This window comes from Micromonospora sp. NPDC050795 (genome assembly GCF_044456785.1).
In the GTDB taxonomy this organism is placed as follows: Bacteria; Actinomycetota; Actinomycetes; order Mycobacteriales; family Micromonosporaceae; genus Micromonospora.
In genome coordinates, this window is record NZ_JBITGE010000035.1 from 51,385 (window position 1) to 77,434 (window position 26,050).

A 26,050-nucleotide genomic window follows, 5' to 3' on the forward strand; every position below is an offset into this window, starting at 1 on the left:
CGGGGCGCGGGTGCGGGGCGGGGGTCAGGGGGCTGGGGTTGGGACTGCTGCTGCGGTGGTGCGGGAGGTGGCGTGCAGGCGCAGGATGCCGGCGGATGTCGCGCCGGCCCCGGTGATCAGGAAGAGCGCCACCATCACCCGGGCGGTCGCGGGCGACCAGGGCACCGGGGCGATGGCGCGGGCGAACACGGCGGCGTTTGACGCTCCGGCGAAGAGCGCCAGGCAGGCCCCGGCCAGAGCGACCACGAAGTCGGCGGCGGGGCGGCGGCTCAGCGCGTACCAGCCGGCGGCGATCGCGCCGAGGCCGGTGACCAGGGGCCAGATCTGCCCGGAGAGCAGCCCGACGAGCACTCCGCCCACGCCCTGGGCCCCCGCGTCCAATTCCCGTCCCACCGGGTACCCGACGGCCAGCGCGCCGCCGACGATCAGCAGCACGCCGAGCGCGGACAGCGCGCGGGCGCCGGCCGGGGCGGTGGCGGCGAACAGGCCGAGCGCGCCCACCGCGAGCAGCCCCACGATGGTCACGGCCCACCAGGTGTACGCGTCCGGGGGCGGCACCCAGTCCAGGGTGCCGCCGATCACCATCGGGTCGGTGCCGTCGCGCAGCGGGATCGTCCAGTCCCGGACCCGGTGCTCGCGGTCCGGTGCGGCGCGTACCGCGGCCGGTGGTGCCGACTCCTGCCACAGCGCGCGTTGGTCGTGCCAGCGCGCTGTGGTGCCGTCGTCGACCCGTTGCCAGGAGGGTGCGGCGGCCGGGTCGGCCTCGGCCGGGAGCGTGGTGTCCCCGGCGATGGTGCGGTTCAGGTACGTGGCGGGGGAGTGGCTGTTCTCGAAGACCCCGTCCGGGCCGACGCGCAGGTACGGTTCGCCGGAGTAGCCGATGACCTCGATGGTGCGGCCGGTGCGGTTGGTCAGTTCCAGTCGGGCGCCCGCCTCGATGACGCGTACCTCGAGCCCTGGCCGTGCCGGTGCGACGCCGGTGGTCCGGGTGCGGTAGTCGGTGCCGTCCGGTGCGTCCGCGCCGTGGGCGGCGGCGGGCGCCGCGCTGATCACTGTCGCCAGGCCAGCGGCGGCGGCGACCAGGCCGGCGCGGCCCAGCAGGGTACGGATCACTTGCCGGCCGCCGCCACGGCTGCGGTGAGAGCGTCCGGGGTGGGGTTCTCGACGGGTTGACCGTTGACCTTGACGGTCGGCGTGCCGGTGACGTTGCTCCGGCTGGCGTCGTCGGTGACGTGTTCGGTCCAGCCCTTGTACGTCCCGTCCTTCACGCAGCTGCCGAAGGAGCCCCGGTCGAGGCCCACGCTGGTGCCGATGTCGATGAGGGTGTCGTCGGTGAGCCCGGCGCTGCCCTCCGGTGGCTGCTGGGCGAAGAGCGCCTTGGCGTACTCGTGGTACTTGCCGCCCGCCGCCGCGCAGCCGGAGGCGGCCGAGGAGCGGGTGGAGTACTGGGTGGTGGAGAAGCGGTTGAGGTACGCGACCGGGTGGTAGACCACTTTCGCCTTGTTGTCGGTCACCAACTGTTCGAGGGTGGACCCGCTGGTCTGCTCGAACTGCTTGCAGGCCGGGCAGAGGAAGTCCTCGTAGACGTCGACGGTGACCGGCCCGCCGCCGGTGACGATGCCGGTGCCGGCGTCGTTGGCGCCGGGCGGGGTGGTGAAGCTGTCGGAGCGCTGGTTGGACCAGAGGGCCCAGCCGATGCCGCCGGCGATGACCAGGACGAGGACGGCGGCGGCGGAGACCCAGATCGTGCGGCGGCGGCGCCGCTCGCGGGCCAACTGCTCGCGGACCACCCGGGCGGCGTCCCGCTGCCCCTTGCGACTACTCATCCTCGTCCTCCACAACGGGTTCGCCGGACAACCACCCGTCCACCGATACCGGCGTACGCGGCCAGATCAGTAGAAATCCGGCCAAGACCAAGAATCCCAGGTCCCGGAGGATCTCCGGGAGGTAACTGGGTGCCTGCCCCGCCGCCAGTTGCCCGCCGCTGCCGAAGCAGCCGCAGTCGATGGCCAGCCCCCGCGCCCAGGCTGAGGCGATGCCCGCGATGAAGACCACCAGCAGCGCGGCGGACACCCCGGCGACGAGCCGGGTGGCCAGCCCGAGCAGCAGCAGCACGCCCAACGCCAGCTCGACGAAGGGCAGCGCCGCGCCGATCACCGTCGCCACGTCGTACGGCATCACCTGGTACGCGTTGACCGCCCGCCCGGAGGCGGCGAGGTCGCTGACCTTCGACGCGCCGGCGACCAGCCAGACGGCGGCGAGGCCGAGTCGGGCCGCGATGCCGAGCCACGGGCGGACCAGTGGCCAACGACCCGACCGGGTGGAAGGTGGTGTCACGCTCATTTGTCGTCCCGTCCGCGCCGGAAGTTCCGCGTTCAGCCGGTCAGGGCGTCGCCGACCGCCTCGACCAGGTCGTCCCGGGCCCGGGCGACCCGGGACCGGATGGTGCCCACCGGCACCCCTTCGACGGCGGCGGCCTCCGCGTACGACAGGCCGAGCAGTTGGGTGAGCACGAACGCGGAGCGCCGCTCGGGGCCGAGGCGACGGACGAGGTCGGTGGCGCCGAACTGGCCGGCCGGGTCGGGGTGCGGTCGGTCGGTGTACGCGTTCGCCGCCAGGCGCTCGTCGAGCCGCCGACGCCTGATGACAGTGCGCAGGTGGTCGGCGCAGGCCCGGCGGGCGATGCCGAGCAACCAGGTGCGGGCACTGGAGCGACCCTCGAAGGCCGGAAGTGCCCGGAACGCCCGCAGGTAGGTTTCCTGGGTCAGGTCGTCGGCGCTGTCCGGGTTGACCAGGGCGGCGGCGAACCGCCAGACCTCGGCCTGGGTCAGCCGGACGAACGCCGCCTGGGCGGTCGGGTCGCCGTCGCGGGCGGTCAGCGCCCACTCGGTTGCCGGGTCCCGGGCGACCTCGTCGGCCGGCTCTGCCGGACTGACGGCACCGGAGTCACGCGGGACAGGGATCACGACACACCAGGTTACGCGGCAGCTGGCGGCGCGTCAGGGTCGTTCGACCCTTGGATGGTCTGCGCCACGTCGGGAACTTTTCTCCGTTCCGGGCCGACTACCAGTTCATGACGTGCGACCACCGACGCCCCCACCCCCCTCGGGTCGCCGAAAGGCACACCTATCGGCGACCATGTCCGGCATGACTGTCGCCCCCCGCCGCTGGGCCGCCAGGCTGGCGGCAGCCGCCGGCCTGCTCGTCACCGTCGTCGCCCTGTTGATCGCGCCAGCCACCTCCGCCAGCGCCCACGCGGTGCTGGAGAGCAGCAGCCCGGCCGCCTCCTCCATCGTGCCGAGCGGGCCGTCCGAGGTGGTCCTCACGTTCAGTGAGTCGGTCCGCAAGGTGCCCGGCAAGATCCGGATCATCGCACCGGACGGTTCCCGGGCCGACCGGGGCGAACCGTCGTTCGGTGACGCTGTCGTCACCATCCCGGTGGACCCGGCCGGCTCGCGCGGCACCTACCTGGTCAGTTTCCGGGTGATCTCCGCCGACAGTCACCCGGTCTCCGGCGCGTTCACCTACTCGGTCGGCGCGCCCTCGACCCCACCCGTCGACTCCGGCACTGACAGCCGCGCCAACCCGGTGGTGGAGACGGCGGTGAAGGTCGCCCGCTTCCTCGGCTACGCCGGCCTGGTGCTGCTGGTCGGGCCGGCGCTGGTGCTCGCCGCCCTGTGGCCGCGCCGGCTCTCCCGCCGGGGGCCGACCCGGCTGGCCTGGACCGGCCTCGGTCTGGTGGCCTTCGCCACCCTCGCCGACCTGTGGTTGCAGGTGCCCTACACGGCCGGTGGTGGTCTCTTCGACGTCACCGGCGAGGGGTTCGGCACTGTCTTCGGCAGCACCTTCGGCGCCGCTCACCTGGTCCGGCTCGGCCTGCTGGCAGCGTCCATCTTCCTGCTCCGCCCGCTGCTGGCCCGGCCCGCCGGCCGCGCGGACGCGATCATCCTGGCCGTGCTCGGCGGCGCCGCCCTGCTGACCTGGCCGCTGGCCGGGCACGCGGCGGCCTCCCCGGCGCCGGCGGTCTCGGTGGCGGTCGACGCGGTCCACCTGGGCAGCATGGCGGTCTGGCTGGGTGGTCTGCTCATGCTCGCCGTCTTCCTGCTGCGCCAGGCCGACGAGCGGGAGCTGGGCGCGATCCTGCCGATCTGGTCGCGCTGGGCGGCGCTCGCCGTATCGGCGCTGCTGCTGGCCGGCACCGTCCAGGCGCTGATCGAGGTGGCCACCCCGCAGGCGCTCTTCGACACCACGTACGGGCGCTTGCTGCTCGCCAAGATCGGGCTGTTCGCGATCGTCATCGCCGTGGCCGCGTACTCCCGGAAGTTGGTGCGCAGCCGCGTCGCGGCGCAACGCCCGGTACCGGTGCGCCGGGCGGTCCTGGTGGAGCTGGCCGTCACCGTCGTGGTGCTGGCCGTGTCCGCCACGCTCGTGCAGACCACGCCCGCGCGCACCGCCGCGGCCGGGCCGTCCGCCGGGGCCGAGTCCGGCCTCTTCAGCACCAGGCTCTCCAGCCCGCTCCTGTCCGTCGAGGTCGAGGTGAGCCCGGCCGGGCGGGGCAACAACACGGTGCACCTGTACGCGTACGACAAGGCCAACCAGCCACTGCTGGTCGCGGAGTGGAAGGCGACGGCCGCGCTGCCCTCGGCCGGGATCGAGCCGATCGAGGTGCCGTTGCTGCGGTTGACGGACAGTCACGCCTACGGCGACATCAGCATGCCGACCGCCGGCGAGTGGCAGCTGAAGATCACCGCCCGAACGACCGACATCGACCAGGCCACGGTGACCGCCACCGTGCCCATCCGTTAGAGAGGTTCGCGAAACCCATGACCCGATTCCGGCGTACCGCAACCGCCGCTGCCGCCCTGGCGTTCACCGCCGCCGCCACCGCTGTGCTCGGCTTCGCCGGACCGGCGTCCGCGCACGTCACGGTGAACCCGAAGGAGGCAACCCAGGGTGGCTACGCCCGGGTGGCGTTCCGGGTGCCCAACGAGAGCGACAGCGCGTCGACCACCAAGCTGGAGGTCGTGCTGCCGGAGAACGCCCCGGTCGGCTCGGTGTCGACGATGCCGGTGCCCGGCTGGACGGTCGCCACGGAGAAGCGCAAGGTGGACCCGCCGATCGAGGTGCACGGCAGTCAGCTCACCGAAGCCGTCTCCAAGATCACCTGGACGGCCTCCGCCGACGCGGGGGTGAAGCCGGGTCAGTTCCAGGAGTTCCCCGTTTCGCTGGGGCCGCTGCCGCAGGTCGACTCGATGGTCTTCAAGGTCCTGCAGACCTACTCGGACGGCAACATCTCGCGGTGGATCGACGAGCCGGCGCCGGGTGCCGAGGAGCCGGAGCACCCCGCTCCGGTGCTCACCCTGGCCGCCGCGGCGGCGCCGGCGGGTTCGGCCTCGCCCAGCGCGGCCGTGGCCTCGCCCGACGACGATGACGACGACGACGGCAACGGGCTCGCGGTCGGCCTCGGTGTGGCCGGTCTCGTCGCCGGTCTGGCCGGTCTGGTGCTGGGCGGGCTGGCGTTCACGCGTACCCGCCGGGAACCGGTCGCGAAGGTCTGACCCTGTTTCACCCGCTGGCCCGCCGGATCTTCCGGCGGGCCAGCGTGCTTTCGGAGCCGATGCCGACCGTGCCGTGGATATCCCCTGATCAGACGGTGTACGTCGGTAAGGTCGGCCGGGTATTTGGCTACGGAGGGGGACGGTGCGGATGCGGTTCGTGCGGATGATCGCCGGAGTGCTGCTGTTGGTGGTGGGGATTCCGGCGCTGTTCGCCGGTGGCGGGCTGTGGCTGGTGACCCGACACGCCGACCCCGGCGGGTCCTTCGCCGCCCGCTTCGAGACGGTCCGCACGCCCGGTCACGCGATCGTCGTCACCGACCTCGACCGGCTGCTGCGGCAGGAGGCGCCCTTCGCGCGTACCGCCCAGACCCGGCTGCGCCTGGACGCCCGCACCACGGGCGGGCCGGCCTTCGTCGGATTGGCGCCCACCGCCGAGGTGCGTGGGTGGCTGGAGGCGGTGCCGCACGCCACGGTCCGCCGCGTGGCGCTGGCCCGGGGCCCGCTGCCGGTCCGGCTCGATCCGGCCGGACCGGCCGCCGACACCCCGGGCGTCGCGCCGGCCGGCGGGTCCGTCACGCCGCTGGGCCAACCCTTCTGGGTACGCGAGGGCATCGGCTCGCTGGAGTGGAACGCGGACGACCTCGCCGGCGAGCCCATGAGCCTGGTGGTGATGCGCCCCGACGGGGAGGGCGACCTCGCTCTGGACCTGCACGCCGAGTTGCGGGTCGGGTGGACCGGCCCGGCCACCTGGGGTCTGTTGACGGTCGGCGTGCTGCTGGTGGTGTGCGCGGCGCTGCTCCTGCTGCGGCCACTACGGCCACGCGAGGTGATCTTCGTGGTCGAGCCGGATCAGGTGCCGGTGCTCGCCGGTCGGCTCGGGGTCACCTCGCTGAGTGGCCTGGGCCCCCGACAGGCCGAGTCGACGTCGCCGTTGCCGCTCCGACAACTCGCCCCGGTCGGCTCCGGCGCCCCGGAGCCCGCCCGGTCGGCGATCGGCGCGGCCCGCGCGGCCACCCTCGCCGACCTGGACGAACCGGTCCGGCTGCCCCGCCCGCCGGAGGTGACGTTGAGTCTCGCCTGGCCGCCGGCCGACGTGGACGAGCCCACGGCCCGGCCGGTGGTGACCGCACCGGGCGACGACCCGGCCCGTGGCGGCCCGGTCGGGTGACGACCCGGCCGGTGCTGGTGGGTGAGACGGCGAGTGGCCCGCCGCGCTGCCGACGCGGAGGGCCACCCTCACCGGGGGAGCGGTGCTACCCGAGCGACGCTTGAGGTAGATGAGGACAGATTAGCGGCGAACATGGCCACTCGGGAGGTCTGTCCATTTGGTGCGATTTTCCGCATCGAGCCCCGAGCGCACCGGCAACGCCGCCAGCAGCAGCAGGCTGAGCAGCACGTAGGTGTTCTGCACGACGAAGTCCACCGGATCGTGGGTGCGGACCGGTCCCGCGCCCCAGGCCTGGAACGTCACCACGCCGTAGATGGTCACGGCGGTGATGCCCAGCGCGAGCCCGGCCAGCCACCGACGCCGGCGTGCCTCGTCCGGGCGGTCCGCGCTCAACGCCGCGTCGGCGAGCAGCACCACCGCCGGCACGAACCAGTAGATGTGGTGGGTCCAGGTGATCGGGCTGGCCAGGGCACCGACCAACCCGGTCAACGTCAGGCCGGTCAACGCGTCACCGGCCCGGGCCGCGCGGGCGGCCCGCCACAGCCCGTAGCCGGCGACCGCGGCCACCAGCAGCAACCAGAGCAGCCGGTCCGGCTTCTCCGGCTCGGTGAACCGGCTGAGCAGGCCGAACAGCGACTGGTTGCCGACGATGTCGGTGCGTCCCACCCGTTCGGTGGTCCACAGCTCGTGCGTCCAGAACCGCCACGAGTCACGAGGGGCGATCGCCGCCGCGAGCAGGGTCGCCGCCGCGGCGGTCGCGCTCGCCACCGCCGCGGCCCGCCACCGCCGGGTGGCCAGCAGATAGACGATGAAGATGCCGGGAAAGAGCTTGAGTGCCGTCGCCAGCCCCACGCCCACCCCGGCCCAGCGTCGCGCCTGCGGCACCGCGAACAGCAGATCGGCCAGGATCAGCACGACCAGCAGCATGTTGATCTGGCCGAAGGTGATCGTCTCGCGGATGCTCTCCACCGCCAGCACCAGCAGGACGGCGGCGACCAGGGTGAACGTGCGGGGCAGGGCGTGTCGGGCGATCACCGGCGTCACCAGCCACCGGGTGGTCAGCACCACGGCCAGCACTGTCAGCGCCGTGAAGATCGCCACGGTGGCGCCGAGCCGTAACAGACCGAACGGCCACAGCAGCAACGCGCTGAAGGGTGGGTAGGTGAAGTACAACTCGCCCTGCACCCGGTCGGGCTGGACGTAGTCGTAGAGCGGGTGGCCGACGCGCCACCAGTCCATCGCGGACATGTAGATCTTGAGATCGAAGAAGTTGTGCACGAGGCCGGGCAGGTACAGCGCTGGCAGCACCGCGCCGAGGGCCACCACCGCGACCAGACGACGGACCGTACGGCCGCCGGGATCGTCTTCGGTGACGGCGGGCGGTGCGACGGGTTCTGCTGGCACCCCGAAACCCTAGCGGTCCGGTCCGCCGAGAGCGCGCAGCCGCGGGGCGTGGGCTGCGCGTAGGCTGTGCCGGTGGCTGATCTCCTCGTCTGGATCGACTGTGAGATGACTGGGTTGGACCTCGGCAGGGACAAACTGATCGAGGTTGCGGCACTGGTCACCGATCCCGACCTCAACGTGCTGGGTGACGGTGTCGACGTGGTCATCCACGCCGACGAAGCGGCGCTGGAGGGGATGCCGGAGGTCGTGCAGACGATGCACGCCAAGTCCGGCCTCACCGAGGAGGTCCGTCGTTCGGCGGTCACCCTCGCCGAGGCCGAGGACCTGGTGCTGGAGTACGTCCGCACCTTCGTCAAGGACCCGCGTACGGCTCCGCTCTGCGGCAACTCGATCGCCACCGACCGGGGCTTCATCGCCCGGGACATGCCCCGCCTCGACGCCCACCTGCACTACCGGATGATCGACGTGTCGTCGATCAAGGAACTCTGCCGCCGCTGGTACCCCCGCGTGTACTTCGGTCAGCCGCAGAAGGGTCTCGCGCACCGGGCGCTGGCCGACATCCGGGAGAGCATCCGGGAGTTGGAGTACTACCGGCGCACCGTCTTCGTTCCGCTGCCCGGCCCGGACGTCGAGACCGCCAAGGCCATCGCCGCCGAACTCTGACCGCGCCGGCTCGTCCCGGGGAGCAGGGAACCCGCTGGACGAGGTACGTCGGGGTGTGGCTATTATTGGTCCGCACCCCGCCCGGAGCGATCAGCCGGGCGACGGCGGCATGGTGGCTGTAGCTCAGTTGGCAGAGCACCGGGTTGTGGTCCCGGTTGTCGTGGGTTCAATTCCCATCAGTCACCCAGTTGGTTTCACTGCTCAGGCCCCCTCCTCGGAGGGGGCCTGAGTCGTTGTGGGGGCGAGACAGGGGACACGCGAAAGCCCCCTCCGAAGAGGGGGCTTTCGTCGGCTGGCTCAGGCGGTCGGTGTGGGGGACGGGGTGACCGCCCCGTCCGGGGCCGGGGTGGTGGCGTCCGGGTCGGCCGGAGGCTCGTACGGGAGGGCGCTGCCCTTGACGTACTCGTCCCAGCTCATGTTCCAGTCGGTCCAGCCGTTGCCGTTCTGCAGCTTGCGCTCGGTGCCCTTGACGGTGATCGGGTCGCCGATCTGGGTGTTCTTGAAGAGCCAGTCGCCGTTGGCCATCGACACGTTGACGCAGCCGTGCGACACGTTCGTGGTGCCCTGCTGCCCCTCGGACCAGGGTGCCGCGTGGATGAACTCCCCGCCCCAGGTGAGGCGCTGCGCAAAGTCGATCTTGGTGCGGTAGCCCTCCTCCGGGCCCAACTCCTCGAACGTGTCGAAGACCGTCTTGCGCAGCTTCTCGATGACGACCATGGTGCCGCTGGACGAGGGGGTGCTCTTCTTGCCCAGGCTGACCGGAATGGTCTTGATCACAGAGCCGTTGCGGGTCACCGTCATCCGCTTGGTCTTGTTGTCGACGGTCATGACCACCGCAGCGCCGATCTTGACGTCCACCGAGAGGTCGGCGCGGCCGTACCAACCCGCACCCATCGGCAGGCCGCCGGCCTGCACCCGGTAGGAGACCTTGCTGTTGGGCTTCCAGAACTCCTTCGGCCGGTACCGGATCTCGGTGGGGCTGACCCAGTGCCAGATCCCCTCCTGCGCCGGGGTCGAGGTGACGGTCATCCGGCGCTGCACGTCGTCGCGGTAGTCCTCCGGGATGTCCCGGCTGAACTTCACGATCAGCGGCATGCCCACCCCGACCACCTGGTTGTCACCGAGGAAGCTGCTCACCCGCACCTGGTTGCCGGGCTTGGCCATGGTGGTGAAGGTGCTCGTCGCGGTGGCCGGAAGCCCGTCGTCGCCCTTGGCGGTCACGGTGGCCGTGTAGCTCGTGCCGTAGGCCAGCGCGCCAGCCGGAAGCCACGACTTGCCGTCCTTGGCGAGCGCGCCCTCGACCGCCTTGCCGGCGGCGTCCTTGAGCTCGACCGCGGTTTCCACGGCGTCCTTCGTGGTGAAGGTGATGCCGGTGGACGCTGCCACGTCCTTGGCGTCGGCCGCCGGCTCACTGATCGTCGCCGCGGCCTTCGGTGCCGGGTTCTCGCCGCCCCCGTGCCACGAGGACGACTTGCCGCCGTCGCCGTCGGTGCAGGCCGAGGTGAAGGCCAGCGCCACGGCGAGGAGCCCTGCCGCGAACACGCGGCGTCGCCCACCGGGCCTGATCAGCTGGTCCTGGCTAGCTCGCATGAAGTCCCTCACAGTTGTGGTCGCTGCCCCATCGTCTCTTACTGACGCGCCAGAGCCGGCCCCGGTTGCCGAGGGTGAACCGAAACACGCCGTCAATAGTGCCCGAATCCTGCTACTATCCGGCGTTTCGTGAGCCTGGTTCGTCTCCGTGCCGGGAGTGCGGGGGTCGCCGCGTCGTCATCGACCGGCGGGAGTGCAAGAGTACGCCGGCCCGGCCAACGGCCGAGCCGGCGCAACGAGGTCGACGGCTCAGACCGCCGGGCCGGCTCCACCGCTGGGCACCGGCAACGCGCTGCCCTTGATGAACTCCGACCAGCTCAGGCTCCACGCCGTCCAACCGTTACCGGCGGCGATCCTGCGCTCGGTGCCCTTGATCGTGATCGGGTCACCGATCCGGGTCTTGTCGAACAACCACCTGGCGTTCGCCATCGACACGTTCACGCAGCCGTGCGAGACGTTCTGCCGCCCCTGCACGTGCTCCGACCAGGGCGCGGCGTGGATGTACTCGCCGCCCCAGGTGAGCCGCTGGGCGAACTGGATGTCGGTCACGTAGCGGTTGGCCGGATCCGGGTCGTCGCGGGTGTCGAAGACAGTGGCTTCCTTCTTCTCCATCACCACCATCGTGCCGCTCGACGACGGGGTGCTCTTCTTGCCCAGGCTCACCGGAATGGTGCGTACCGGCGTGCCGTTCTCGAACACCGTCATCTTCTTGTTGGCGTTGTCGACCTTCATCTCGAACGAGCGGCCGATCTTGGCGGTGGCCTTGCGGTCGATGTCGCCGTACTTGCCGTTGCTCAACGGCACCCCCGCCAGGGCGATCCGCACGGTGATGGTGGTGCCCGGCTTCCAGTACTCCGGAGCCCGGTAGTAGGCCTGCGTGCCGTTGCTGACCCAATGCCACGCGCCCGGCTGCGGCGGGTCGGTCCTGACGAACATCCGCTTCTGCACCGCCGCCCGGTCCTTCTTCGGGATACCCGGATGGAACTCGGTGACCACCGGCATGGCCACCCCGTAACTCTTGTCGTCGAAGAGGTACAGGCCCGAGCCGATCGTCGACTTCGGCTTGGCCATCGTGGTGAAGCTGCTGGTGCCCTGGCTGCTCGTACCGTCCGACGCGCTGGCCGTCACCGTGGCGGTGTAGCGGGTGCCCCACTTCAGCGGAGCGGACGGCACCCAGGACGAACCATCGCTACGCAGCTTGCCCTCGATCGAGCCGCCGCCGTCCGCCGTCAGCGTGACAGCTGACACCTTCCCGCCGTCCGGGAGCTTCGCGCTGATCTCCGTGCTCACCGGCCTGTTCTTCGTGCCGTTCGCCGGACTCAGCGTGAGTGCCGGCCCACTCGGTGTGCTGGGTGTCGACGGTGCGGCTGAGTCGGGGGCGGCGCTCACGTCCGAGGACGCCCCGCCAACGAATTCCGGCTTCTTTCCGTCGCCGCCGCATCCGGTCAGTGCCAGCGACGCCGCCAGAGTCAGGGCGCCCACCACCGCCCCGGCTCGCGTGAACCGTGCCATGCCCACCTCTGTTCTCGCGTACCTGGCGGACATCGTGCCGCATCGACGCCGCAACCCACGTCCCGATCTTGACGGTGGTGCCCGGTTCGGGGCTTTTGCCGGCAAAGCTCGACCGAAGGGGGGACCCGGGGAACCGAATTGGAGGCCGCTCGGGAGGGGTGCTAATGTTCTCTCCGTTGCCGAACGAGCGCCGCTAGCTCAACTGGCAGAGCAGCGGACTCTTAATCCGCGGGTTCGGGGTTCGAGTCCCTGGCGGCGCACCAACGATCAAGGTCTTGACCTGGGGTTTAACCCTGGGTCGGGGCCTTTTTCGTGTACCGCGGTGGTGGGGTGGTCGCTCGGTGGGTGCTCGGGAGCCGTTGGACCGGGCCGGCGTTGCCGGGACACGTCGTTGTTCCGCGGACGCCCGCGCTCATCGTCATTTCTGAGGTGGCCAGCCTGCACGGTCGTCAGGGCATTGACGCATCCGACCGCCGAGGCGTCCGCCGCGCTTCTTCGAGCATCCAGTCGTTGGCGATTACGCTGGTGGTGTGGGGGGACAGCTGCGGGTTCGCGTGCAGGGGGATCTCTATCACCCGATGGTGCCGCCCGGAGCCGTGTATGTGGGGCGGCAGGGGTTCGGGCTGCAGCGTTCTCCCTGGGCCAATCCGTTCAGCCTGCGGAAGCATGATCGGGCGGAGGCGTTACGCCTCTATCGGCAGTGGCTTGTGGGGCAGCCGGCCCTTGTTGACCGGGCGCGGCGGGAGCTTACGGGGAAGCAATTGGCGTGCTGGTGCCGCGTCGAGGACTCGTGCCATGCCGACGTGCTGGCCGACATCATCGGTTGAGGTGCAATCGGTATCGCGAGGTGGGCCGTCTCGGTGCGTAGACACCGCCAATGCTGAAGGACTGCGGTCTTGCCGCTTGGTTGCCTACGTAGAAGGCGACGTCGCGGTCGGCGGCGCAGAGCTGGGTGAGGAACTTGTTTCTCAGCTGTTCTGCGGCCTCCGCGTCGGTGAGCTGGTCTAGACGACGTTGTAGGGCGACGAACTCCCGGTCCCAGAGTGTCTGTTGGTGCCCGCGACAATGACGGTCTGCGCAGCGATAGCGGTAGGCACCAGTGAAGCGTGGTACTCGAAGCGGGCTGCGCTTGGCCGATTCCAGTAGGTCGAGCTGGTTGAGGTAGCCAGCGATCTTCTTGCGATCCTCCGCCGACCAGCCGGGATGGCGCTTGACCTGAAAAGACGAGATGTCGGCCACGCGAATCAGCGCGATCGATCGTGCGCTCCGGTCGTCGCGGGCCTGTTTGTTGAGCCAGCACATGGAGTCTTCGACGAGCGGATCGAGGAGGTTTCGACGCGACTGTCGGCTGGCGATGTGCCGCTCGGTGGTGATGGTGTCCACGATCGGCTTCCAGCTCTCGCGCCGCTGGTCCTGACTGGCTGGCAGTGCGTCGACGTGGATGATGTCGTACTTGTGGAACTTGCCGTCGTCGTCGAGGTCTCGATAGTGGACCGGGTAGAGGCGAATCCAACCCGTCCAGGGCGGGTCCATGCCCAGTGCCCCGACGCAGACCGTCTCGCCGTACCGCGCGGAGGGGTTGGGTGCCGCCTTCACTGTAATCAGGAGGCGGAGTGTCGCTGGTCGTGCCAGGACTGGCTTCGGTCTCGGATCTTCGTCGGTGCTCGGTCCCCACAACGGAAGCTGTTCCAACGGAACCACCCACATCGCTAAATGCAGCTGTCCAGGCACGTTTAGTTACATAGACGATCTCACATTTGAATAGATCCGGCACTAGCTGGCAGGGGTGAGAGTTGGCCTCTCAGTCAAACGCCAGCGCGCAGAACTCATCTTTCTCATTACTTTTAAGTAACCGCTGTCTCGGTCCGTGGTGCGCCATTGCTGGGCCGGAAAGGCGCGTGTCAGACGTTCCTGGAGATTGGTGCCGCGGTGCAGCGCTCTCTGTGGAGATCAACTATTGAGGGTTTGGTTTGACCGCTTCGCCTCTTCTGTCCTCAGCTCTTCGGCTGATTCAGTGAACAGTGATCTCCAAAATCAACCCCAAAACCACGGTTTGGATATGTGGGTGCTCGCACGGCCCGGTGACGCCTCGTTCAACGGCCTCCGGCGAGCGCTGTCTCCGGTCACGGTGGTCCCGGTTCCCGATCTTGCGATCAGGGCATCGACCACTCTCTGTTACAGCCTTGGCGAACAGGATGTCGGACCGCCGGGGCTCGGAGGGATCATCAGGGAATGGGTGACCAGGATGCCGTGCGGCGGCTGTCCCCGCGGCGGTGGCGGATCCTGTCGTACCTGGCACAGCATGGGTCCGCGTCGACGCTGGACGTGGCGCTTGTCTGCGCGGTGTCGCGGCTGACCGCTCACCGAGACCTGGTGTGGCTGCACGAGTCGGGACTGGTGCGCCGCGAGCGCTCGGCGGAGGACCGGACCCATACCTGGTGGTACGGGGTCACGGCCGAGGGGACCGAGGTGCGCCGGCACGCCCTGACGGAGTCGGGGCGGCCGGTTCCGTTGCTGCTGGGTCAGCGGCCCTCCAGTGCGGCGGATGCCCTGCTGTTTCTGCCGTTGGTCGAGGTGTCGCGGCGCAACCCGGGGCGGTGCGAGTTGTTCCAGTGGCTGGCGACGATGGAGACCTCGTCGTGGTTGCGCCAGCACGACCTGGCGCAGCTGCGGGCCGACGGCTACGGCGTATGGCTGCAGGACGGGCGGTGCCTGCGATTCCTGGTACACGTCGACCGTGGCCCGACCGGAGACGTTGTCGCCGAGTACGAGCGGCCGGCGTCAGGGTTGGGTGGACTGTTGGGCGGCTACCGGCATGCGGACCGGCTGGTGCCGGTCGGGGCGGTTCTGCTGATCGCGCAGGACGCCGAGCGGGAGGAACGACTGCAGGCCGACCTGCTTCGTGGGCCGCTGCCGAACGTTGTCGCCACGACCACACGGCAGCTGTTGTATCGCCACTGGCCGGACGAGCAGGTGTGGCAGATGCCGGGCGAAGGCGGCAGGCGTTGCCTCGTCGAGGTTGGATCCTGACCGCACCCCTTCACGATGCCTTGGCCGCCGCCAGCCCCCTGGTCCCGACGAGGTCAGCGGCGTGGTGCTGGAGTCAGCGGCGTCCTGCTGCCCTGCTAGCCCTACGCTGGCGGCATGAGGGAACCAGCGCGGACCGGACCTGGTAGGTGCTGATGAACCGGTATGCAGAGGCACCTGCCGAGGCGATCCCTGACGCGATCCGGGCCGATGTGGAGACGCTGTGGCGATACCACGACATGCGCCACGAGTTGCGCCCATGCGACGTGGGGATCGGGTTGGGCAGTCACGATCTCGGCGTGGCCGTAATCGCGACGCGCTTGTTTCACGAGGGCCTGTTCCCAAGGATCGTGTTCACCGGCGCGAACGCCCCAACGACCGTCGAGCGGTTCCCGCGTGGAGAAGCAGTGCACTACCGCGAGTACGCCATCGAGCAGGGCGTACCCGCGGAAGCGATTTTCGTGGAGCCGCGTGCCACGAACACCGCCCAGAACCTGGAGTACTCGCGTCAGCTCCTGACCGAGCACCGGATCCCGGTGCAGTCAGTGCTGATCATGTCGCGGCCCTACCAACAGCGCCGGGCCTACGCCACCTGCAGGCTGATGTGGGCGGAGGTCGATGTGGTGTGCGCGTCGAACCCACTCGAACTGGACGACTACGTGAGCAGCATCGGCGACCCGCGGCGGGTGGTGGACATGCTGGTCGGCGACACGCAGCGGATCGAGGTGTACGCGGAGCGCGGGTTCGCGATCCCGCAGGAGATTCCGGACGAGGTGCGGACGGCGTTCGAGCGCCTGGTCGCGGCTGGCTACACGAGCCGGCTGATTTGAGCCCAGCTACCAGCGCGGTCCTCCCGACCGGACGCCCATCCGGTCGCTGAGTTCGACGGCCAGTCGGGGTGGCCGGGAGCGGGTGAGGATGTCGCGGACGAGGTCGCGGGAGAGCTGGTGGTAGCGCACCTGGTCAGGGCCTATGACCTCGGCCTCCAGGAGCGCGGCGAGCGCGTCGTCGATGCGGTTCCACCGGGCAAGGGCCCGGGCGGTTTCGATGGCGTGCCGAACCTGCCGCTCGACGGGCGCGGTGCTGGTGTCGAGTGTGGCGCCGATGGCGATGGCGCGCTGCACGTCGCCGAGTTCCATCGCCACGGTCGTCTTGTGGATCGACACGTTGGTCGGCCCGAAGGCGGTCCAGACGTGGTTGCCATCGGCGCCGAGCCGCTGTGCGGCGGCATCGGCCTCGGCGATGTGGGTGTCGGCGGAGGCGCGGTCGTCGTCTCGGGCGGCGGCCAGCGCGCAGACGAGGTGCAGGCTGCCGTAGACCGACAGCAGCTGCGGAGTGGGTTTGGCGAGCCGTGGTTCCAGGAACTGCGCCGCCGTAGCGGCGAGGCCGCGGGCTTGGGCGTACTCACCGATGGACGCCAGCGAGTGCGCGGCGGAGCGGCTGAGCGAGCCGATGACGACGTGGTCGTGGCTGGCGTTGGCGGCGGCCAGCCCACGGCTGGCGGCGGTCCACGCGAGGTCACCTTCGCCGAGCTTGGTGAGGAACAACGCGGCCAGCTGGTGGGCGTAGGCGGTCATCGCGTGCGCGCGCTGGCCATCGTCTCCGTCGTACGCCTCGGTGGCGGTGAGGCAGTCATGGATGAGGTAGGGCAGCCGGCGGGCGAGGGTGCCGTAACGCGAGTGCTGGTAGGCGGTCCAGATCTCGGCGACGTCGTTCTCGATCTCGCGCAGGGCGGGGCCTCGACGTCCCCCGTGCTGGCCAGCGTCGGCGCGAGGTGACGATAGTCGTGAAGTGCGGCCCGCAAGGCCGGGATGGTCTCGCGCCCTGAGTCGTCCGACCACTCGAACAGGCTCGGTGCGCCGATCAGATCGCCGAGGGATACGTCGAGGGCTTTGGCGATCGCGCGTATGACCGACAGTCGGTCGAGGTCGGCCCGGTTCGTCTCGACCTTGCGTAATTACTCCTGGGTCTTGCCGACCAGGCCGGCCAGCACCTCCTGAGAGAGGCCTCGTCGACGCCGGTAGAAGGCGACGCGCTGGCCGATGGTCATGTCTTCCGTCATCCCTCGCACACCATCACCCTGCCCGCTGAAGGCCGCCGGACCCGGTACGGATTTTCCCGGTCCTCCGTACGGACCGCCCCTACGTTCAGTTCACCCCAGATCACCGGCGCGTGTCGATGCCGGTGTCGGGGATGACCTAACAGGGAGCTGCAAATGGAGGGATTGATGGGCGGCGCACCAGACCACGGCTTGGGCCGCTGGCTCGGCCCGTCCTGGAACGAACTGTCTCGGCGTTCTCCCCGCCTGCGTACCGCCATGAGGGCTGCGTGGGTGGGTGATCGGCGGGCTGCTCCCAGCCGCCGTGATGCGGCGGCGGGCTCGCCATTCCCCCGGCGAGCCCGCCGCTCATCGATCCTGGTGGGGGTGGAGGCATGACGGTGTACGTCTCGCGTAACGCGATTGCCAGCCAGTCCCGGCGCCCCGAGCCCAGGTGGACGTCCTCACAGGGTCAGGTGCGGCGCGCTGATCCTCCGCTGCTCACCTTCGTGTGGCGTCGGCTGTTCGAGCAGCAGGCCCGCGAGGGCGGTCGCCGGTGACCGGGGAGCAGCGCCGTCTGGCGGCGAACGGGCTCGCGCCAGCCGAGGTGGAACATCTGCCGATGCGCCCGCTGTGGCTGTGCCGCCGGTGCGGGCAGCCATGGCCCTGCGGCGCGGCGAAGCTCGCGCTCCTCGCCGAGTACCGGGAAGAGCCGGTGAGCCTGTTCCTCTACCTGGCCGGCTGCCTGCACGACGCGATCGACGACCTGCATCGGCTCAACCCGAGCGTCACGGGCAGCGCCGCCGACATGTTCGACCGGTTCCTCGGCTGGCCCGCCCGCCACACCCACGTCTACCGCGTCAGTGCCACCACGGCCGCCAGCATCGAAGAGGCCTCCTCGTGAACGGCATCGGCCTCATCAACGTCACCGGCCAGCCGGCGGTCGCCGGCAGCTTCCACACCCTGGTCGTGCAGCCGACGAGCTTTTGCAACCTCGACTGCACCTACTGCTACCTGCCCGACCGGAGATCCCTGCGCCTGATGAACGGCGCGGTCGCGCAGGCTTGCGCCGAGTCGATCGCCCAGCAGAACAGCGGTCATCCGGTGAGCGTCGTGTGGCACGGGGCCGAACCCATCGCCACTCCCATCGGGTTGTTCCGTGATTTATTGGCCCCGTTCGAGGAGCTTCGGCGCGCGGGGATGGTGCGTCACGAGATCCAAACGAACGCGACGTTGATCAACCGGCAATGGTGCGAGCTCTTCACCGCTTATGGGTTCGAGGTCGGGGTCAGCATCGACGGACCGGGCGCGTTGAACCGGAACCGCCTCGACCGGGCCGGCACGTCAACAGACGCCCGCACTCTGCGCGGCATACAGACCCTGGCCGAGGCAGGGCTGAGGTATTCGGTGATCTGTGTAGTCACCCCGGAAACCATCGACCACGCGGAAGCCCTCATCGACTTCTTCACCGGCCTGCCCGGCTGCGAGTCGGTGGGCTTCAACATCGAAGAGCAGGAGGGCGCCGACCGGGCATCGGTGTCGGAGGACGCCGCGTACCGGTTCTGGCAGCGCCTTATCGCACGTCGCGTTGGCGGCAGCCCGCTGCGGATCCGCGACGTGGACCGGTTGGCCGACTATCTCGCCGCCACCCGCGCTGGCCGCGTCGACCACGCGCCGTACGAGCCGACCCCGACCGTCTCCTGGGATGGACAGGTGGTGCTGCTGTCACCGGAACTGCTCGGCATCACAGAGCCGCGATACGGCGACTTCATCGCCGGCAACGTCCTTCATCAACCCATCACCGCCATGCTTGCCGGCGCCGGCGACCTGGGCTACGTCGCCGAGTTCATTACGGCCCTCAACGGCTGTGCCGACCACTGCGCCTTCTACGACTTCTGCCGTGGCGCCCAGGCCGGCGACCGCTACTTCGAGCACGCGACGTTCACCGCCCGAGAGACGACCTACTGCCGGACCACTCGACAGGCCCTCGTTCGCGCCGCCGCGGACCACCTCACCCCTCAAGGAGGAGCACCATGACCAATGCTCTCGCGACTCTCGTCAACGCCGCACCCGAGCAACTCGCTCGCCTCGGCGTCGACCCTGAGCGGTCGGTAGCGTCGATTGACGCGGCGAAGTTCGACAACCGCCCCGCCTGGGACAACAAGGGTAAGTTCGACAGTCGACCCGGCTGGGACAACTGGAACAAGAAGAAGTAGCCCCACCACGGGACGCGGGGGGTGGCGTGCCCACCCCGCGCCCACACAGGTTGAGGACACATGCGCACCACCACGATCGGCGACGTGAAGGTCCTGCTGCCGGACCTCGAACCGGACGACCTCGACACCACGACGGACCTTGACGGCGGCCTCACCGAGGCCGTCGTCGAGGGCGCAGCGTGGCAAGGCTCGCACCTGGAGGACGCCAACATCCGCAGCAGCCTGATCACCGGCGTGGACCTGAGCGAGAGCACCTGGGAAGCGGGCAGCCTCTACGGCTGTGAGATCACCCGCACCGACTTCTCCGGCATGACCCTGACCGGCGTCACCATCGAACGCTGCGCGATCAGCGGCTCCCGGTTCACCGGCACCAGACTCACCGACGTACGCCTCAAGGACGTCCTGTTCGACGGCTGCCGCTTCGACTACGCCACCTTCCACCGCGTCGCCGCCGCCGGCTCGGTCGCGTTCACCGACTGCACTCTCACCAACGGCGCGTGGTCCTCCTGCCGACTGACTCGCATCGCGCTGCGGTCCTGTGACCTCGCCGGACTGGAATTGGACTCTTGCCAACTCGACGGCACCGACCTGCGGGGCAGCCGGCTGAAGGGCCTCAAGACGCCGCTGGACAACCTGCGCGGCGTCACCCTCGGCGAGGACCAACTTCCTGAACTCACCCAGCTGACCGTCGCCGCCCTCAAACTCACCGTGCGTAACGACTGAAGCCGAGGAGGCGTCGTGCTCGCTGAACCCACCGGCAGCCCGGACACGATCCTCGTCTGCATCCGGGGCAACTCCGCCTCCGGCAAGAGCAGCATCGGCCGCGAACTACGACGCCGACACGGCCGGGGCTGCGCCCTGGTCGAGCAGGACTACCTGCGCCGCATCCTGCTGCGCGAGCGGGACAAGCCCGGCGGCGCGGCACCGGCGTTGATCGGGCAGACCGTCCGGTTCGCGCTGGACCACGGCTATCACGTCGTGCTGGAGGGCATCATGCACAGCAGCCGCTACCGAAGCATGCTGACCTCCCTGCGGGACGACCACCGCGGGCGGTCTCAGTTCTGCTATCTCGACGTGTCCCTGGCCGAGACGCTGCGCCGGCACCTCACACGCCCGCAAGTCAGCGAGTTTACCGCCGAGGACATGAGCGGCTGGTACGCCGCCCATGACGTCCTGGGCTGGCCCGACGAACTCGTCCTACCCGAGACCACCGGACTGAACGAGGCCGTCAAGGCCATCGCCACTGTGGCCGGGCTGCCCCAGACCGGACGCGACGACGACCTGCTACCGGACGTTCTGTCCCGTAGAGCAGCTCAGCCGGCCACCGTGTCGCCGTTGCGGCGCACGTTCGCCAACATCAGTTTCGAGTGGCCAGACAGCCCGTCGACTGCGACGGCATGGAGCTCGCCCTACCGCGCCCGGCTGAGCCAGCTCTCGATGACTGTGAAGTCGTGCTCGGTCAGGCCGCGACGTGGGTCGACTCGATGTAGCAGTGCCGGGCTGTGGTGATGAGTCGATACCCATTGCCGATCGGCGTGAGAGATCTCGTCGTCGACCCAGACGAAGGGGCGTCCCTGCGCCCACTCGACCAGCCCACGGGTCTTCCAGTGCAGGACGCCGACCTCGTCGGAGTCGGGCCAGTCGACGACGGGCAGGGTCGGTAGCCCGAGCAGGGGTGCGAGCACGTCGTTCGCGTCGATCATCCAGGTCGTCGCCCACACCAGATCACATGGCAGGGCCTTCAGCCGGCGGCCGTGCCCTGGATCGACCTTGTGCAGCAGGGGATGGGCGTCGGCCGGTAGGACCGCTCCCTGGGTGTGGCCATGCGGCCTGCCCGGCTGAGCCGCCCTGGGTGTGCCGAACGGGATGAGGGTGCCGTCCACGTCAAGGAACAGCAATGGACGCGACGCAGGGGCGGACATGACCCCAGAGGCTAGCCCTTACCCCGCCAACGGCTACCTCCGCGCTCGGTGAGAAGGAGGCGCCCGCACTGCCTTCCAAGGCCATTCGTCTCGCTGCTGCCCCGTGCCGGCAGGCGTGCGCCTCCGACGGCGACCACGGCAGGGGCGGTGCCGGGGCGCATCTCACCGGATCCTTTCCGCTCCGGCGGCGCCGGTGACCCGACCACACAGCAACGCCACATCCACACCCTCAAACAAGGAGTTCTCGTGCTTTCGCCGACACCTTCACCTACTGCCATAGGTATTGGCAGTGACGAGTTCCGGCTTGATCCCCGTTCGGGGGTCGGGCTTGGCGTCAGCGTTGACGTCAGTCTTCAGCCGGACCCCCGAACCGACCCCCTGTTTCCTCTCACACCGCAGGCCAGCCCGTCTGTCAGCGACGTCGGCTTGTCCTGCGACAGACCCCTGCCTGATCTCGGGTCTCTCCCCCTGGGGCTGGCATTCCGTATCCGGAAAGGAGGTGGTAGCCGGTGGATGATCCGGTCCTTCGGGTCCAGTCCCAGCTGACCGGCCGTGACCGGGTGCTGCTGGGCTGGTTGTACGACCACGGCGTGTTGACGTCGTTCCAGCTCGCGAACGCCCTGTTCCCGTCCCTCGATTTCTGTCAGCGGCGGCTGCGGACCCTGTACCGATTGCGGTTGGTGGCTCGGTTCCGGCCGCAGCGTGCCGATGGCGGCTCGTACCCGTACCACTACGTGATAGATCAGCTCGGCGCTGAGGTCGTCGCGGCCAGCCGGGACGAACGCCCACCGCGGCGCGACCACGCCCGGGTGGAGCGGCGGCGCTGGACCTCGACCCGCAGCCTCGCGCACCGCCTCGGAGTGAACGGGTTTTTACCAACCTGGCCGGGCACGCCCGTACCCATCCGGGTGCCGGCCTGGTGGAGTGGTTGCCGGAGGCGGTATGCCAGCGCGCCGGAACGTTCACCAGCCGAAAGGATCCCGGGCTGGTGCGGGCGTATCAGCCGCGGGTCCGCCCGGACGGCTACGGCCGGTGGGCCGACGGTGGCGTAGAGGTGCCGTTCTTCGTCGAGTACGACACCGGCGCCGAGCAGTTGTCGATCCTGGCCGGCAAGGTGGACGGCTATCAGGAGCTGTTCGGCACGCTCGGGCGGATGTGGCCGGTGCTGTTCTGGGTGCACTCGGCCGCCCGGGAGCGCAACCTGCGCCGCGTGCTGGCCGACCTGCCGCTGATGGTGCCGGTGGCCACCGGGGCCCGCGACCACGCCGCGACGGCCGGCCTGGGCCGGCCCAGGGGAGGCGGTGTGGGCCGTGGCCGGCGGGGAAGGGCAGCGGCTGCGGCTGGCTGATCTGGCCGGTTACGTCGTTGACGTCTCCAGCCGAGCGGGTGAGGCCGCGTGATTGGCGACGACACGACGGCGGCGGACAGTACCTCCGCTGCGGATCGCACAGCAACGGCCGGCGTCTGTCACGGATCTGTCGTGACCAGCTCCGCCGGTGCTGACAGATCTGTGAGAGCACCGAACGTCCGCTCCCACAGCCGCGGGACCGCATCCCGTTCCCGCGTCCGCGGCGGGCGGTCCGCGGCCGACGTGCGATCCCCGTCCCGATCGGTGTCCGACGCCGGGTCGGTCCGCCATCCGGTCCGGCCTCCTGTGACAGGCGGACGGCTCGTTGTTCCGGTCTGGGTCGAGGAGGTGATGGGCCACGACGGCACCAGCCACTGACCCGAACGCGGGGGAGCGGGGTAGCCGCGTCGAGGGCGTCGTCCAGGTCGTCATCATGCTGGCCATTGGCGGCGCAGCCGGGGCGGCCAGCTTCACCCACGTGCACAACGTCGCCGCCGCGCACGGCCAACCCGGCTGGCTGGCTTGGGCCGACGCGATCGTCCTGGAGCTGATGTCCATCGCCTCCGGCCTGGAACTACGCCGCCGCAAACGCGCTCACACCTCTACGGTGTTCCCGGCCACCGTGCTGGCGTGTGCGGTCACCCTGTCTCTGGCGGCGCAGGTCGTCGAGGCCGAAACCTCGGTCATCGGGTGGATCACCGCCGCCGTACCCGCGCTCGGTTTCCTCGTCATGGTCAAGATCGCCCTCGGCCGCACCAGTACCGCCACGCCCGCCCCCGCCGTGGCGGTTGCGGACTGCCAACCGGATGAGGCCGGATGGACCCGTCCGGACAGCGGACCGGACGAGACCGTGCGGTCCGCCGTCACGGCGGGGGAGCGGTCCAGCAACCGGACCGTCCGCTCATCGGATGTTCGTCGTCACGGGGGCGGACGGGAACGGCGGCGGCGAGCGGACCGGGGACCGTCCCCGCAGCCGCCCCGCGCGGTGGCCGAGCTGCTGCCAGCGGCGCGAAAAGTCCGAGACCGGCTCTCCGCAGACGGCCAGGCACTGACCCGGGCAGCGCTCGCCGAAGCCCTCCGCGCAGACGGTCACACCGTGTCCAACACCCGAATATCCGAACTGCTCAAGACCCTCAAGGTCGAGTCGTCGGCGCTACCCGGACTGAGCCCGGTCATGCCGACCAACCCGACGTCACCGCCTCTGTCACCGGAGCGGCGCGATGGTGGCGGAGCAGCCACCCCTGCGCCGGTCGACCCCGACAGGGCTACCCCGCTCCTACCGCACAGCCATCCATCTCATAACCAGGAGAAGCCTGATCATGAACAGCCCAACGAACCCCGCTGACCAGACAACCCGCACCACGACCGACAGCACCACGACCGACAGCACCACCGCGCCTGGCGTCGAGGAGCTGTGGACGATCGAGCGCATCCGCGCCCTCGGCGTGACCACCACTCTCGCCACCACCGCGTCGGTGCTCGGGATCAGCCGATCCCAGGCATACCGGCTCGCCGCCACCAACCAGTTCCCCATACCGCTGATCCGGGCCGGCAGCCGCATCATCGTGCCGGTCGCCGCGCTGCTCCACCTCCTCCAACCAGACCCCGCGGCAGGCGGTGGGCGACTTGAAGCCGACGCGAAGGTGAGCGTGGATGCGATGACCCCGCCGCCAGTGGATTCCACCCGATACCGCTGGCGGCACCGTACGAAGCATCCAGGAGACGATGAGTGAAGGGATCCACCTTCAAACGCTGCGGCTGCCGCGACACCACCACGGGCCGGCGACTGGGACGATCCTGTCCCAGCTTCGCCGGCCCGGCGGCGGCTGGTCCCGCACCCACGGCCACTGGCACTGGCAGATTCGAGATCCCGGCCCGCGCCGACGGCACCCGCCGGCCGCTCCGTCACGGCCCCTACGCCACCCAGGCCGACGCCGACGCCGTCCTCGACCGCATCCGGGCCGCGCTCGCCGTCCCCGACCCCACCGACCCGCACACCACCATCAAGACCGGCGACCTGATCGAAACCGCCATCAAGACCGGCGCGCCCGTCCCACTCCGGATCAGGTCCGGCGAGCGCTGCACCTGGACATCACCCCCACCGAACTGCCCACCATGCAGGCCTACCTGACCGACTGGCTCGCCGGACGCAAGAACATCAAGACAGGCACCTTGCGCTCCTACGAAGGGCACATCCGGCTGTACCTGACCCCGCACCTCGGCCACCTGCGCATCGACCGGCTCCGCCCCGGCCACATCGACGCCATGTACGACGCCATCGCCGAACGCAACACCACCATCGCCGCCCTGCGCGCCAGCCGCGACCCCGCCAAACGCGACCAGGTCAAGAACCAGCGCATCGTCGGCAACCGGACCCTGCACGTCATCCACACCACCCTGCGCAAGGCCCTCAACGACGCGATGCGCCGCCACCGCTACATCGACACCAATCCCGCCCTCATGGTCGAACTACCCACCGCCCGACCACCCAGGCCCGCCATCTGGACCGACCAACGCATCCGCAGCTGGCGCGACACCGGCAAGACCCCCAGCTCCGTCATGATCTGGACCCCCGAACACACCGGCAGATTCCTCGACCACACCCACGACGCCGGCGACCGGCTCTACGCCCTCTACCACCTCATCACCTTCACCGGCCTACGCCGAGGCGAAGCCTGCGGCCTGCACTGGGACGACCTCGACCTCGACGCCGCCACTCTCACCGTCCGCTGGCAACTCGTCCAACACAGCTGGGCCACCGCCATCGACACCCCCAAGACCACCGACAGCGAAGCCAGCGTCGCCCTCGACACCGAGACCGTCGCGGTGCTGCGTGCCCACCGCACCCGGCAACACCGCGAGCGCCTCGCAGCCGGCACCACCTGGGCCAAGACGGGAGACCCCCACCGCCGGCCGACTCCACCCCGCCGACGTCACCGATCATTTCCACCACCTCGCCGCCCAAGCCGGTCTACCACCCATCCGACTCCACGACCTCCGCCACGGCGCCGCGACCATGGGCCTCGCCGCGGGAGTCCAGATGAAGGTCATCTCCAACCGGCTCCGCCACTCCAGCCCACACTTCACTGCCAAGTTTTACGGCGACGTCCTACCCGAGCTTTCCCACGCCGCCGCCGAAGCAACCGCTTCGGTCGTCCCCCGCCGACGTGGCGTGACAAGGCCGGCGTAGCCCGGAGGCTGCCCACCCGTCGTCAGCAACGGCAGCCCGCCGGCACCTCGCTGGCCCGACCGCCACTGCGTTGGGGCTTTCTAGGGCTTTCTCGCTAAGGGTGTTTTCGGCGGTCTTGGTTAGGAGGTTTCAGGGGCGGGGAAGCGGTCGCTGAAGGTGATGGCGAAGGCGTTCAACGCGGGTTTTCAGCGCATCGTCCATCGGGTTCTTCCTGTTCCGGTGGGGTCCAGGGACCGGGTCACCAGGTACAGACACTTCAGCGCGGCCTGCTCGTTGGGGAAGTGGCCTCGGGCCACCCTGACCGGCCCCACCGCCCTGACCGGACTCGACACCGGCGTCCGCGCCGATGGGCTGACCACCGACGAGCGGGCCGAACTCGCACAGCTGCGCAAAGAGAACCGCTGGCTGCGCGAA

At 69.8% G+C, this 26,050-nt stretch carries 23 protein-coding genes, 2 tRNA genes and 5 pseudogenes; 19 read left to right on the top strand and 11 right to left on the bottom strand.

All coding sequences use genetic code 11. The features are described from left to right. Positions 1-24: 24 nt before the first annotated feature. The 4 genes from ACIBEF_RS26270 to ACIBEF_RS26285 are packed head-to-tail and all read right to left on the bottom strand — an operon-like array spanning position 25 to position 2,966. Entirely contained in the window at positions 25-1,113 is a 1,089-nt protein-coding gene (locus tag ACIBEF_RS26270) for a hypothetical protein (RefSeq protein WP_396795801.1), read from the bottom strand. Then, positions 1,110-1,826, bottom strand: coding sequence for a DsbA family protein (locus ACIBEF_RS26275; protein WP_396795802.1), 717 nt, complete (start codon positions 1,824-1,826; stop codon positions 1,110-1,112). Before ACIBEF_RS26275 ends, ACIBEF_RS26270 begins: the two co-directional genes overlap by 4 nt. Next, entirely contained in the window at positions 1,819-2,343 is a 525-nt protein-coding gene (locus ACIBEF_RS26280) for a MauE/DoxX family redox-associated membrane protein (protein WP_355005412.1), read from the bottom strand. Before ACIBEF_RS26280 ends, ACIBEF_RS26275 begins: the two co-directional genes overlap by 8 nt. A 32-nt stretch (positions 2,344-2,375) precedes the next feature. After that, positions 2,376-2,966 (bottom strand): sigma-70 family RNA polymerase sigma factor, encoded by a 591-nt coding sequence (locus tag ACIBEF_RS26285; RefSeq protein ID WP_396795804.1) that lies wholly within the window; start codon positions 2,964-2,966, stop codon positions 2,376-2,378. A 172-nt stretch (positions 2,967-3,138) separates the two neighbouring features. Between ACIBEF_RS26285 and ACIBEF_RS26290 the strand changes: the two genes are divergently transcribed. The 3 genes from ACIBEF_RS26290 (at position 3,139) to ACIBEF_RS26300 (ending at position 6,726) form a co-directional block, all read left to right on the top strand. Further along, positions 3,139-4,806, top strand: coding sequence for a copper resistance CopC/CopD family protein (locus ACIBEF_RS26290; protein ID WP_396795806.1), 1,668 nt, complete (start codon positions 3,139-3,141; stop codon positions 4,804-4,806). A 17-nt stretch (positions 4,807-4,823) separates the two neighbouring features. Next, positions 4,824-5,558 carry a YcnI family protein gene (locus tag ACIBEF_RS26295; protein ID WP_396795808.1) on the top strand — a complete coding sequence of 245 codons (735 nt, stop codon included), beginning with the start codon at positions 4,824-4,826 and terminating at the stop codon, positions 5,556-5,558. A 148-nt stretch (positions 5,559-5,706) separates the two neighbouring features. Next, positions 5,707-6,726, top strand: a complete 1,020-nt coding sequence (locus ACIBEF_RS26300) for a hypothetical protein (RefSeq protein ID WP_396795830.1) — start codon at positions 5,707-5,709, stop codon at positions 6,724-6,726. Positions 6,727-6,846: 120 nt separating this feature from the next. Here ACIBEF_RS26300 and ACIBEF_RS26305 read toward each other — a convergent pair whose 3' ends face one another. Beyond that, positions 6,847-8,130 (bottom strand): glycosyltransferase 87 family protein, encoded by a 1,284-nt coding sequence (locus ACIBEF_RS26305; protein ID WP_396795809.1) that lies wholly within the window; start codon positions 8,128-8,130, stop codon positions 6,847-6,849. A 66-nt stretch (positions 8,131-8,196) separates the two neighbouring features. Here ACIBEF_RS26305 and orn point away from each other — a divergent pair, with 66 nt between their 5' ends. After that, positions 8,197-8,793, top strand: a complete 597-nt coding sequence (orn, locus tag ACIBEF_RS26310; protein ID WP_396795811.1) for an oligoribonuclease — start codon at positions 8,197-8,199, stop codon at positions 8,791-8,793. A 112-nt stretch (positions 8,794-8,905) separates the two neighbouring features. Continuing rightward, a tRNA-His gene (locus tag ACIBEF_RS26315) sits at positions 8,906-8,978 on the top strand. Between the two features lie 112 nt (positions 8,979-9,090). On the opposite strand, the gene ACIBEF_RS26320 is transcribed toward ACIBEF_RS26315, so the two are convergent. Beyond that, positions 9,091-10,383, bottom strand: coding sequence for an Ig-like domain-containing protein (locus tag ACIBEF_RS26320; RefSeq protein ID WP_396795812.1), 1,293 nt, complete (start codon positions 10,381-10,383; stop codon positions 9,091-9,093). 249 nt (positions 10,384-10,632) lie between these two features. Beyond that, entirely contained in the window at positions 10,633-11,895 is a 1,263-nt protein-coding gene (locus tag ACIBEF_RS26325; RefSeq protein ID WP_396795813.1) for an Ig-like domain-containing protein, read from the bottom strand. 187 nt (positions 11,896-12,082) lie between these two features. On the opposite strand from ACIBEF_RS26325, the gene ACIBEF_RS26330 reads away from it, so the two are divergent. Both ACIBEF_RS26330 and ACIBEF_RS26335 read left to right on the top strand, forming a co-directional pair. Next, a tRNA-Lys gene (locus ACIBEF_RS26330) sits at positions 12,083-12,158 on the top strand. Between the two features lie 267 nt (positions 12,159-12,425). Next, positions 12,426-12,722: a DUF4326 domain-containing protein gene (locus ACIBEF_RS26335; RefSeq protein ID WP_396795815.1), complete on the top strand. Its 297-nt coding sequence runs from the start codon at positions 12,426-12,428 to the stop codon at positions 12,720-12,722. Here ACIBEF_RS26335 and ACIBEF_RS26340 read toward each other — a convergent pair. Next, positions 12,712-13,602, bottom strand: coding sequence for a hypothetical protein (locus tag ACIBEF_RS26340; protein ID WP_396795831.1), 891 nt, complete (start codon positions 13,600-13,602; stop codon positions 12,712-12,714). The genes ACIBEF_RS26335 and ACIBEF_RS26340 overlap by 11 nt on opposite strands. Before the next feature lie 525 nt (positions 13,603-14,127). Between ACIBEF_RS26340 and ACIBEF_RS26345 the strand changes: the two genes are divergently transcribed. Further along, on the top strand, positions 14,128-14,925 hold the full coding sequence (locus ACIBEF_RS26345) for a DeoR family transcriptional regulator (protein ID WP_396795817.1): 798 nt from the start codon (positions 14,128-14,130) through the stop codon (positions 14,923-14,925). Between the two features lie 146 nt (positions 14,926-15,071). Next, a complete protein-coding gene (locus ACIBEF_RS26350; protein ID WP_396795818.1) occupies positions 15,072-15,752 on the top strand; it encodes a YdcF family protein in 681 nt (226 codons plus the stop codon). Positions 15,753-15,758: 6 nt separating this feature from the next. Here ACIBEF_RS26350 and ACIBEF_RS26355 read toward each other — a convergent pair. Next, positions 15,759-16,822, bottom strand: a pseudogene (locus tag ACIBEF_RS26355) (XRE family transcriptional regulator). A 533-nt stretch (positions 16,823-17,355) separates the two neighbouring features. Between ACIBEF_RS26355 and amcA (ACIBEF_RS26360) the strand changes: the two are divergent. From amcA (ACIBEF_RS26360) to ACIBEF_RS26385, 6 genes and pseudogenes are all read left to right on the top strand, one after another. Further along, complete coding sequence (gene amcA, locus ACIBEF_RS26360) at positions 17,356-17,520, top strand: multiple cyclophane-containing RiPP AmcA (RefSeq protein ID WP_196921378.1); 165 nt, start codon at positions 17,356-17,358, stop codon at positions 17,518-17,520. After that, complete coding sequence (locus ACIBEF_RS26365) at positions 17,517-17,864, top strand: hypothetical protein (RefSeq protein ID WP_396795820.1); 348 nt, start codon at positions 17,517-17,519, stop codon at positions 17,862-17,864. Before amcA (ACIBEF_RS26360) ends, ACIBEF_RS26365 begins: the two co-directional genes overlap by 4 nt. Beyond that, complete coding sequence (amcB, locus tag ACIBEF_RS26370) at positions 17,861-18,997, top strand: cyclophane-forming radical SAM peptide maturase AmcB (RefSeq protein ID WP_396795821.1); 1,137 nt, start codon at positions 17,861-17,863, stop codon at positions 18,995-18,997. Before ACIBEF_RS26365 ends, amcB begins: the two co-directional genes overlap by 4 nt. Further along, entirely contained in the window at positions 18,994-19,176 is a 183-nt protein-coding gene (gene amcA / locus ACIBEF_RS26375; RefSeq protein ID WP_396795823.1) for a multiple cyclophane-containing RiPP AmcA, read from the top strand. The genes amcB and amcA (ACIBEF_RS26375) overlap by 4 nt, the downstream gene beginning before the upstream one ends. 60 nt (positions 19,177-19,236) lie before the next feature. Next, positions 19,237-19,899 (top strand): pentapeptide repeat-containing protein, encoded by a 663-nt coding sequence (locus ACIBEF_RS26380; RefSeq protein WP_396795825.1) that lies wholly within the window; start codon positions 19,237-19,239, stop codon positions 19,897-19,899. Between the two features lie 15 nt (positions 19,900-19,914). After that, positions 19,915-20,466, top strand: a pseudogene (locus tag ACIBEF_RS26385) (kinase); the annotation flags it as partial. Positions 20,467-20,585: 119 nt separating this feature from the next. Here ACIBEF_RS26385 and ACIBEF_RS26390 read toward each other — a convergent pair. Then, positions 20,586-21,098, bottom strand: a complete 513-nt coding sequence (locus ACIBEF_RS26390; RefSeq protein WP_396795827.1) for an HAD domain-containing protein — start codon at positions 21,096-21,098, stop codon at positions 20,586-20,588. A gap of 509 nt (positions 21,099-21,607) precedes the next feature. Between ACIBEF_RS26390 and ACIBEF_RS26395 the strand changes: the two are divergent. The 4 genes and pseudogenes from ACIBEF_RS26395 (at position 21,608) to ACIBEF_RS26410 (ending at position 25,636) form a co-directional block, all read left to right on the top strand. Beyond that, a pseudogene (locus ACIBEF_RS26395) lies at positions 21,608-22,498 on the top strand (replication-relaxation family protein). 378 nt (positions 22,499-22,876) lie between these two features. Continuing rightward, positions 22,877-23,791, top strand: a complete 915-nt coding sequence (locus tag ACIBEF_RS26400; RefSeq protein WP_396795833.1) for a DUF2637 domain-containing protein — start codon at positions 22,877-22,879, stop codon at positions 23,789-23,791. Next, positions 23,766-24,179 (top strand): hypothetical protein, encoded by a 414-nt coding sequence (locus ACIBEF_RS26405; RefSeq protein WP_396795828.1) that lies wholly within the window; start codon positions 23,766-23,768, stop codon positions 24,177-24,179. Before ACIBEF_RS26400 ends, ACIBEF_RS26405 begins: the two co-directional genes overlap by 26 nt. Continuing rightward, a pseudogene (locus ACIBEF_RS26410) lies at positions 24,176-25,636 on the top strand (tyrosine-type recombinase/integrase). Before ACIBEF_RS26405 ends, ACIBEF_RS26410 begins: the two are co-directional and overlap by 4 nt. 119 nt (positions 25,637-25,755) lie before the next feature. Here the strand turns inward: ACIBEF_RS26410 and ACIBEF_RS26415 are convergent. Continuing rightward, a pseudogene (locus tag ACIBEF_RS26415) lies at positions 25,756-26,050 on the bottom strand (hypothetical protein); the annotation flags it as partial.

Bases quoted from the DNA above. Each gene is read 5' to 3' on its own strand.
- ACIBEF_RS26275 (WP_396795802.1), bottom strand. From the start codon at position 1,826: ATGAGTAGTCGCAAGGGGCAGCGGGACGCCGCCCGGGTGGTCCGCGAG.
- ACIBEF_RS26280 (WP_355005412.1), bottom strand. From the start codon at position 2,343: ATGAGCGTGACACCACCTTCCACCCGGTCGGGTCGTTGGCCACTGGTC.
- ACIBEF_RS26290 (WP_396795806.1), top strand. From the start codon at position 3,139: ATGTCCGGCATGACTGTCGCCCCCCGCCGCTGGGCCGCCAGGCTGGCG.
- ACIBEF_RS26295 (WP_396795808.1), top strand. From the start codon at position 4,824: ATGACCCGATTCCGGCGTACCGCAACCGCCGCTGCCGCCCTGGCGTTC.
- ACIBEF_RS26300 (WP_396795830.1), top strand. From the start codon at position 5,707: ATGCGGTTCGTGCGGATGATCGCCGGAGTGCTGCTGTTGGTGGTGGGG.
- ACIBEF_RS26320 (WP_396795812.1), bottom strand. From the start codon at position 10,383: ATGCGAGCTAGCCAGGACCAGCTGATCAGGCCCGGTGGGCGACGCCGC.
- ACIBEF_RS26325 (WP_396795813.1), bottom strand. From the start codon at position 11,895: ATGGCACGGTTCACGCGAGCCGGGGCGGTGGTGGGCGCCCTGACTCTG.
- ACIBEF_RS26340 (WP_396795831.1), bottom strand. From the start codon at position 13,602: ATGTGGGTGGTTCCGTTGGAACAGCTTCCGTTGTGGGGACCGAGCACC.
- ACIBEF_RS26345 (WP_396795817.1), top strand. From the start codon at position 14,128: ATGGGTGACCAGGATGCCGTGCGGCGGCTGTCCCCGCGGCGGTGGCGG.
- amcA (WP_196921378.1), top strand. From the start codon at position 17,356: ATGACGGTGTACGTCTCGCGTAACGCGATTGCCAGCCAGTCCCGGCGC.
- amcA (WP_396795823.1), top strand. From the start codon at position 18,994: ATGACCAATGCTCTCGCGACTCTCGTCAACGCCGCACCCGAGCAACTC.
- ACIBEF_RS26380 (WP_396795825.1), top strand. From the start codon at position 19,237: ATGCGCACCACCACGATCGGCGACGTGAAGGTCCTGCTGCCGGACCTC.
- ACIBEF_RS26390 (WP_396795827.1), bottom strand. From the start codon at position 21,098: ATGTCCGCCCCTGCGTCGCGTCCATTGCTGTTCCTTGACGTGGACGGC.
- ACIBEF_RS26405 (WP_396795828.1), top strand. From the start codon at position 23,766: ATGAACAGCCCAACGAACCCCGCTGACCAGACAACCCGCACCACGACC.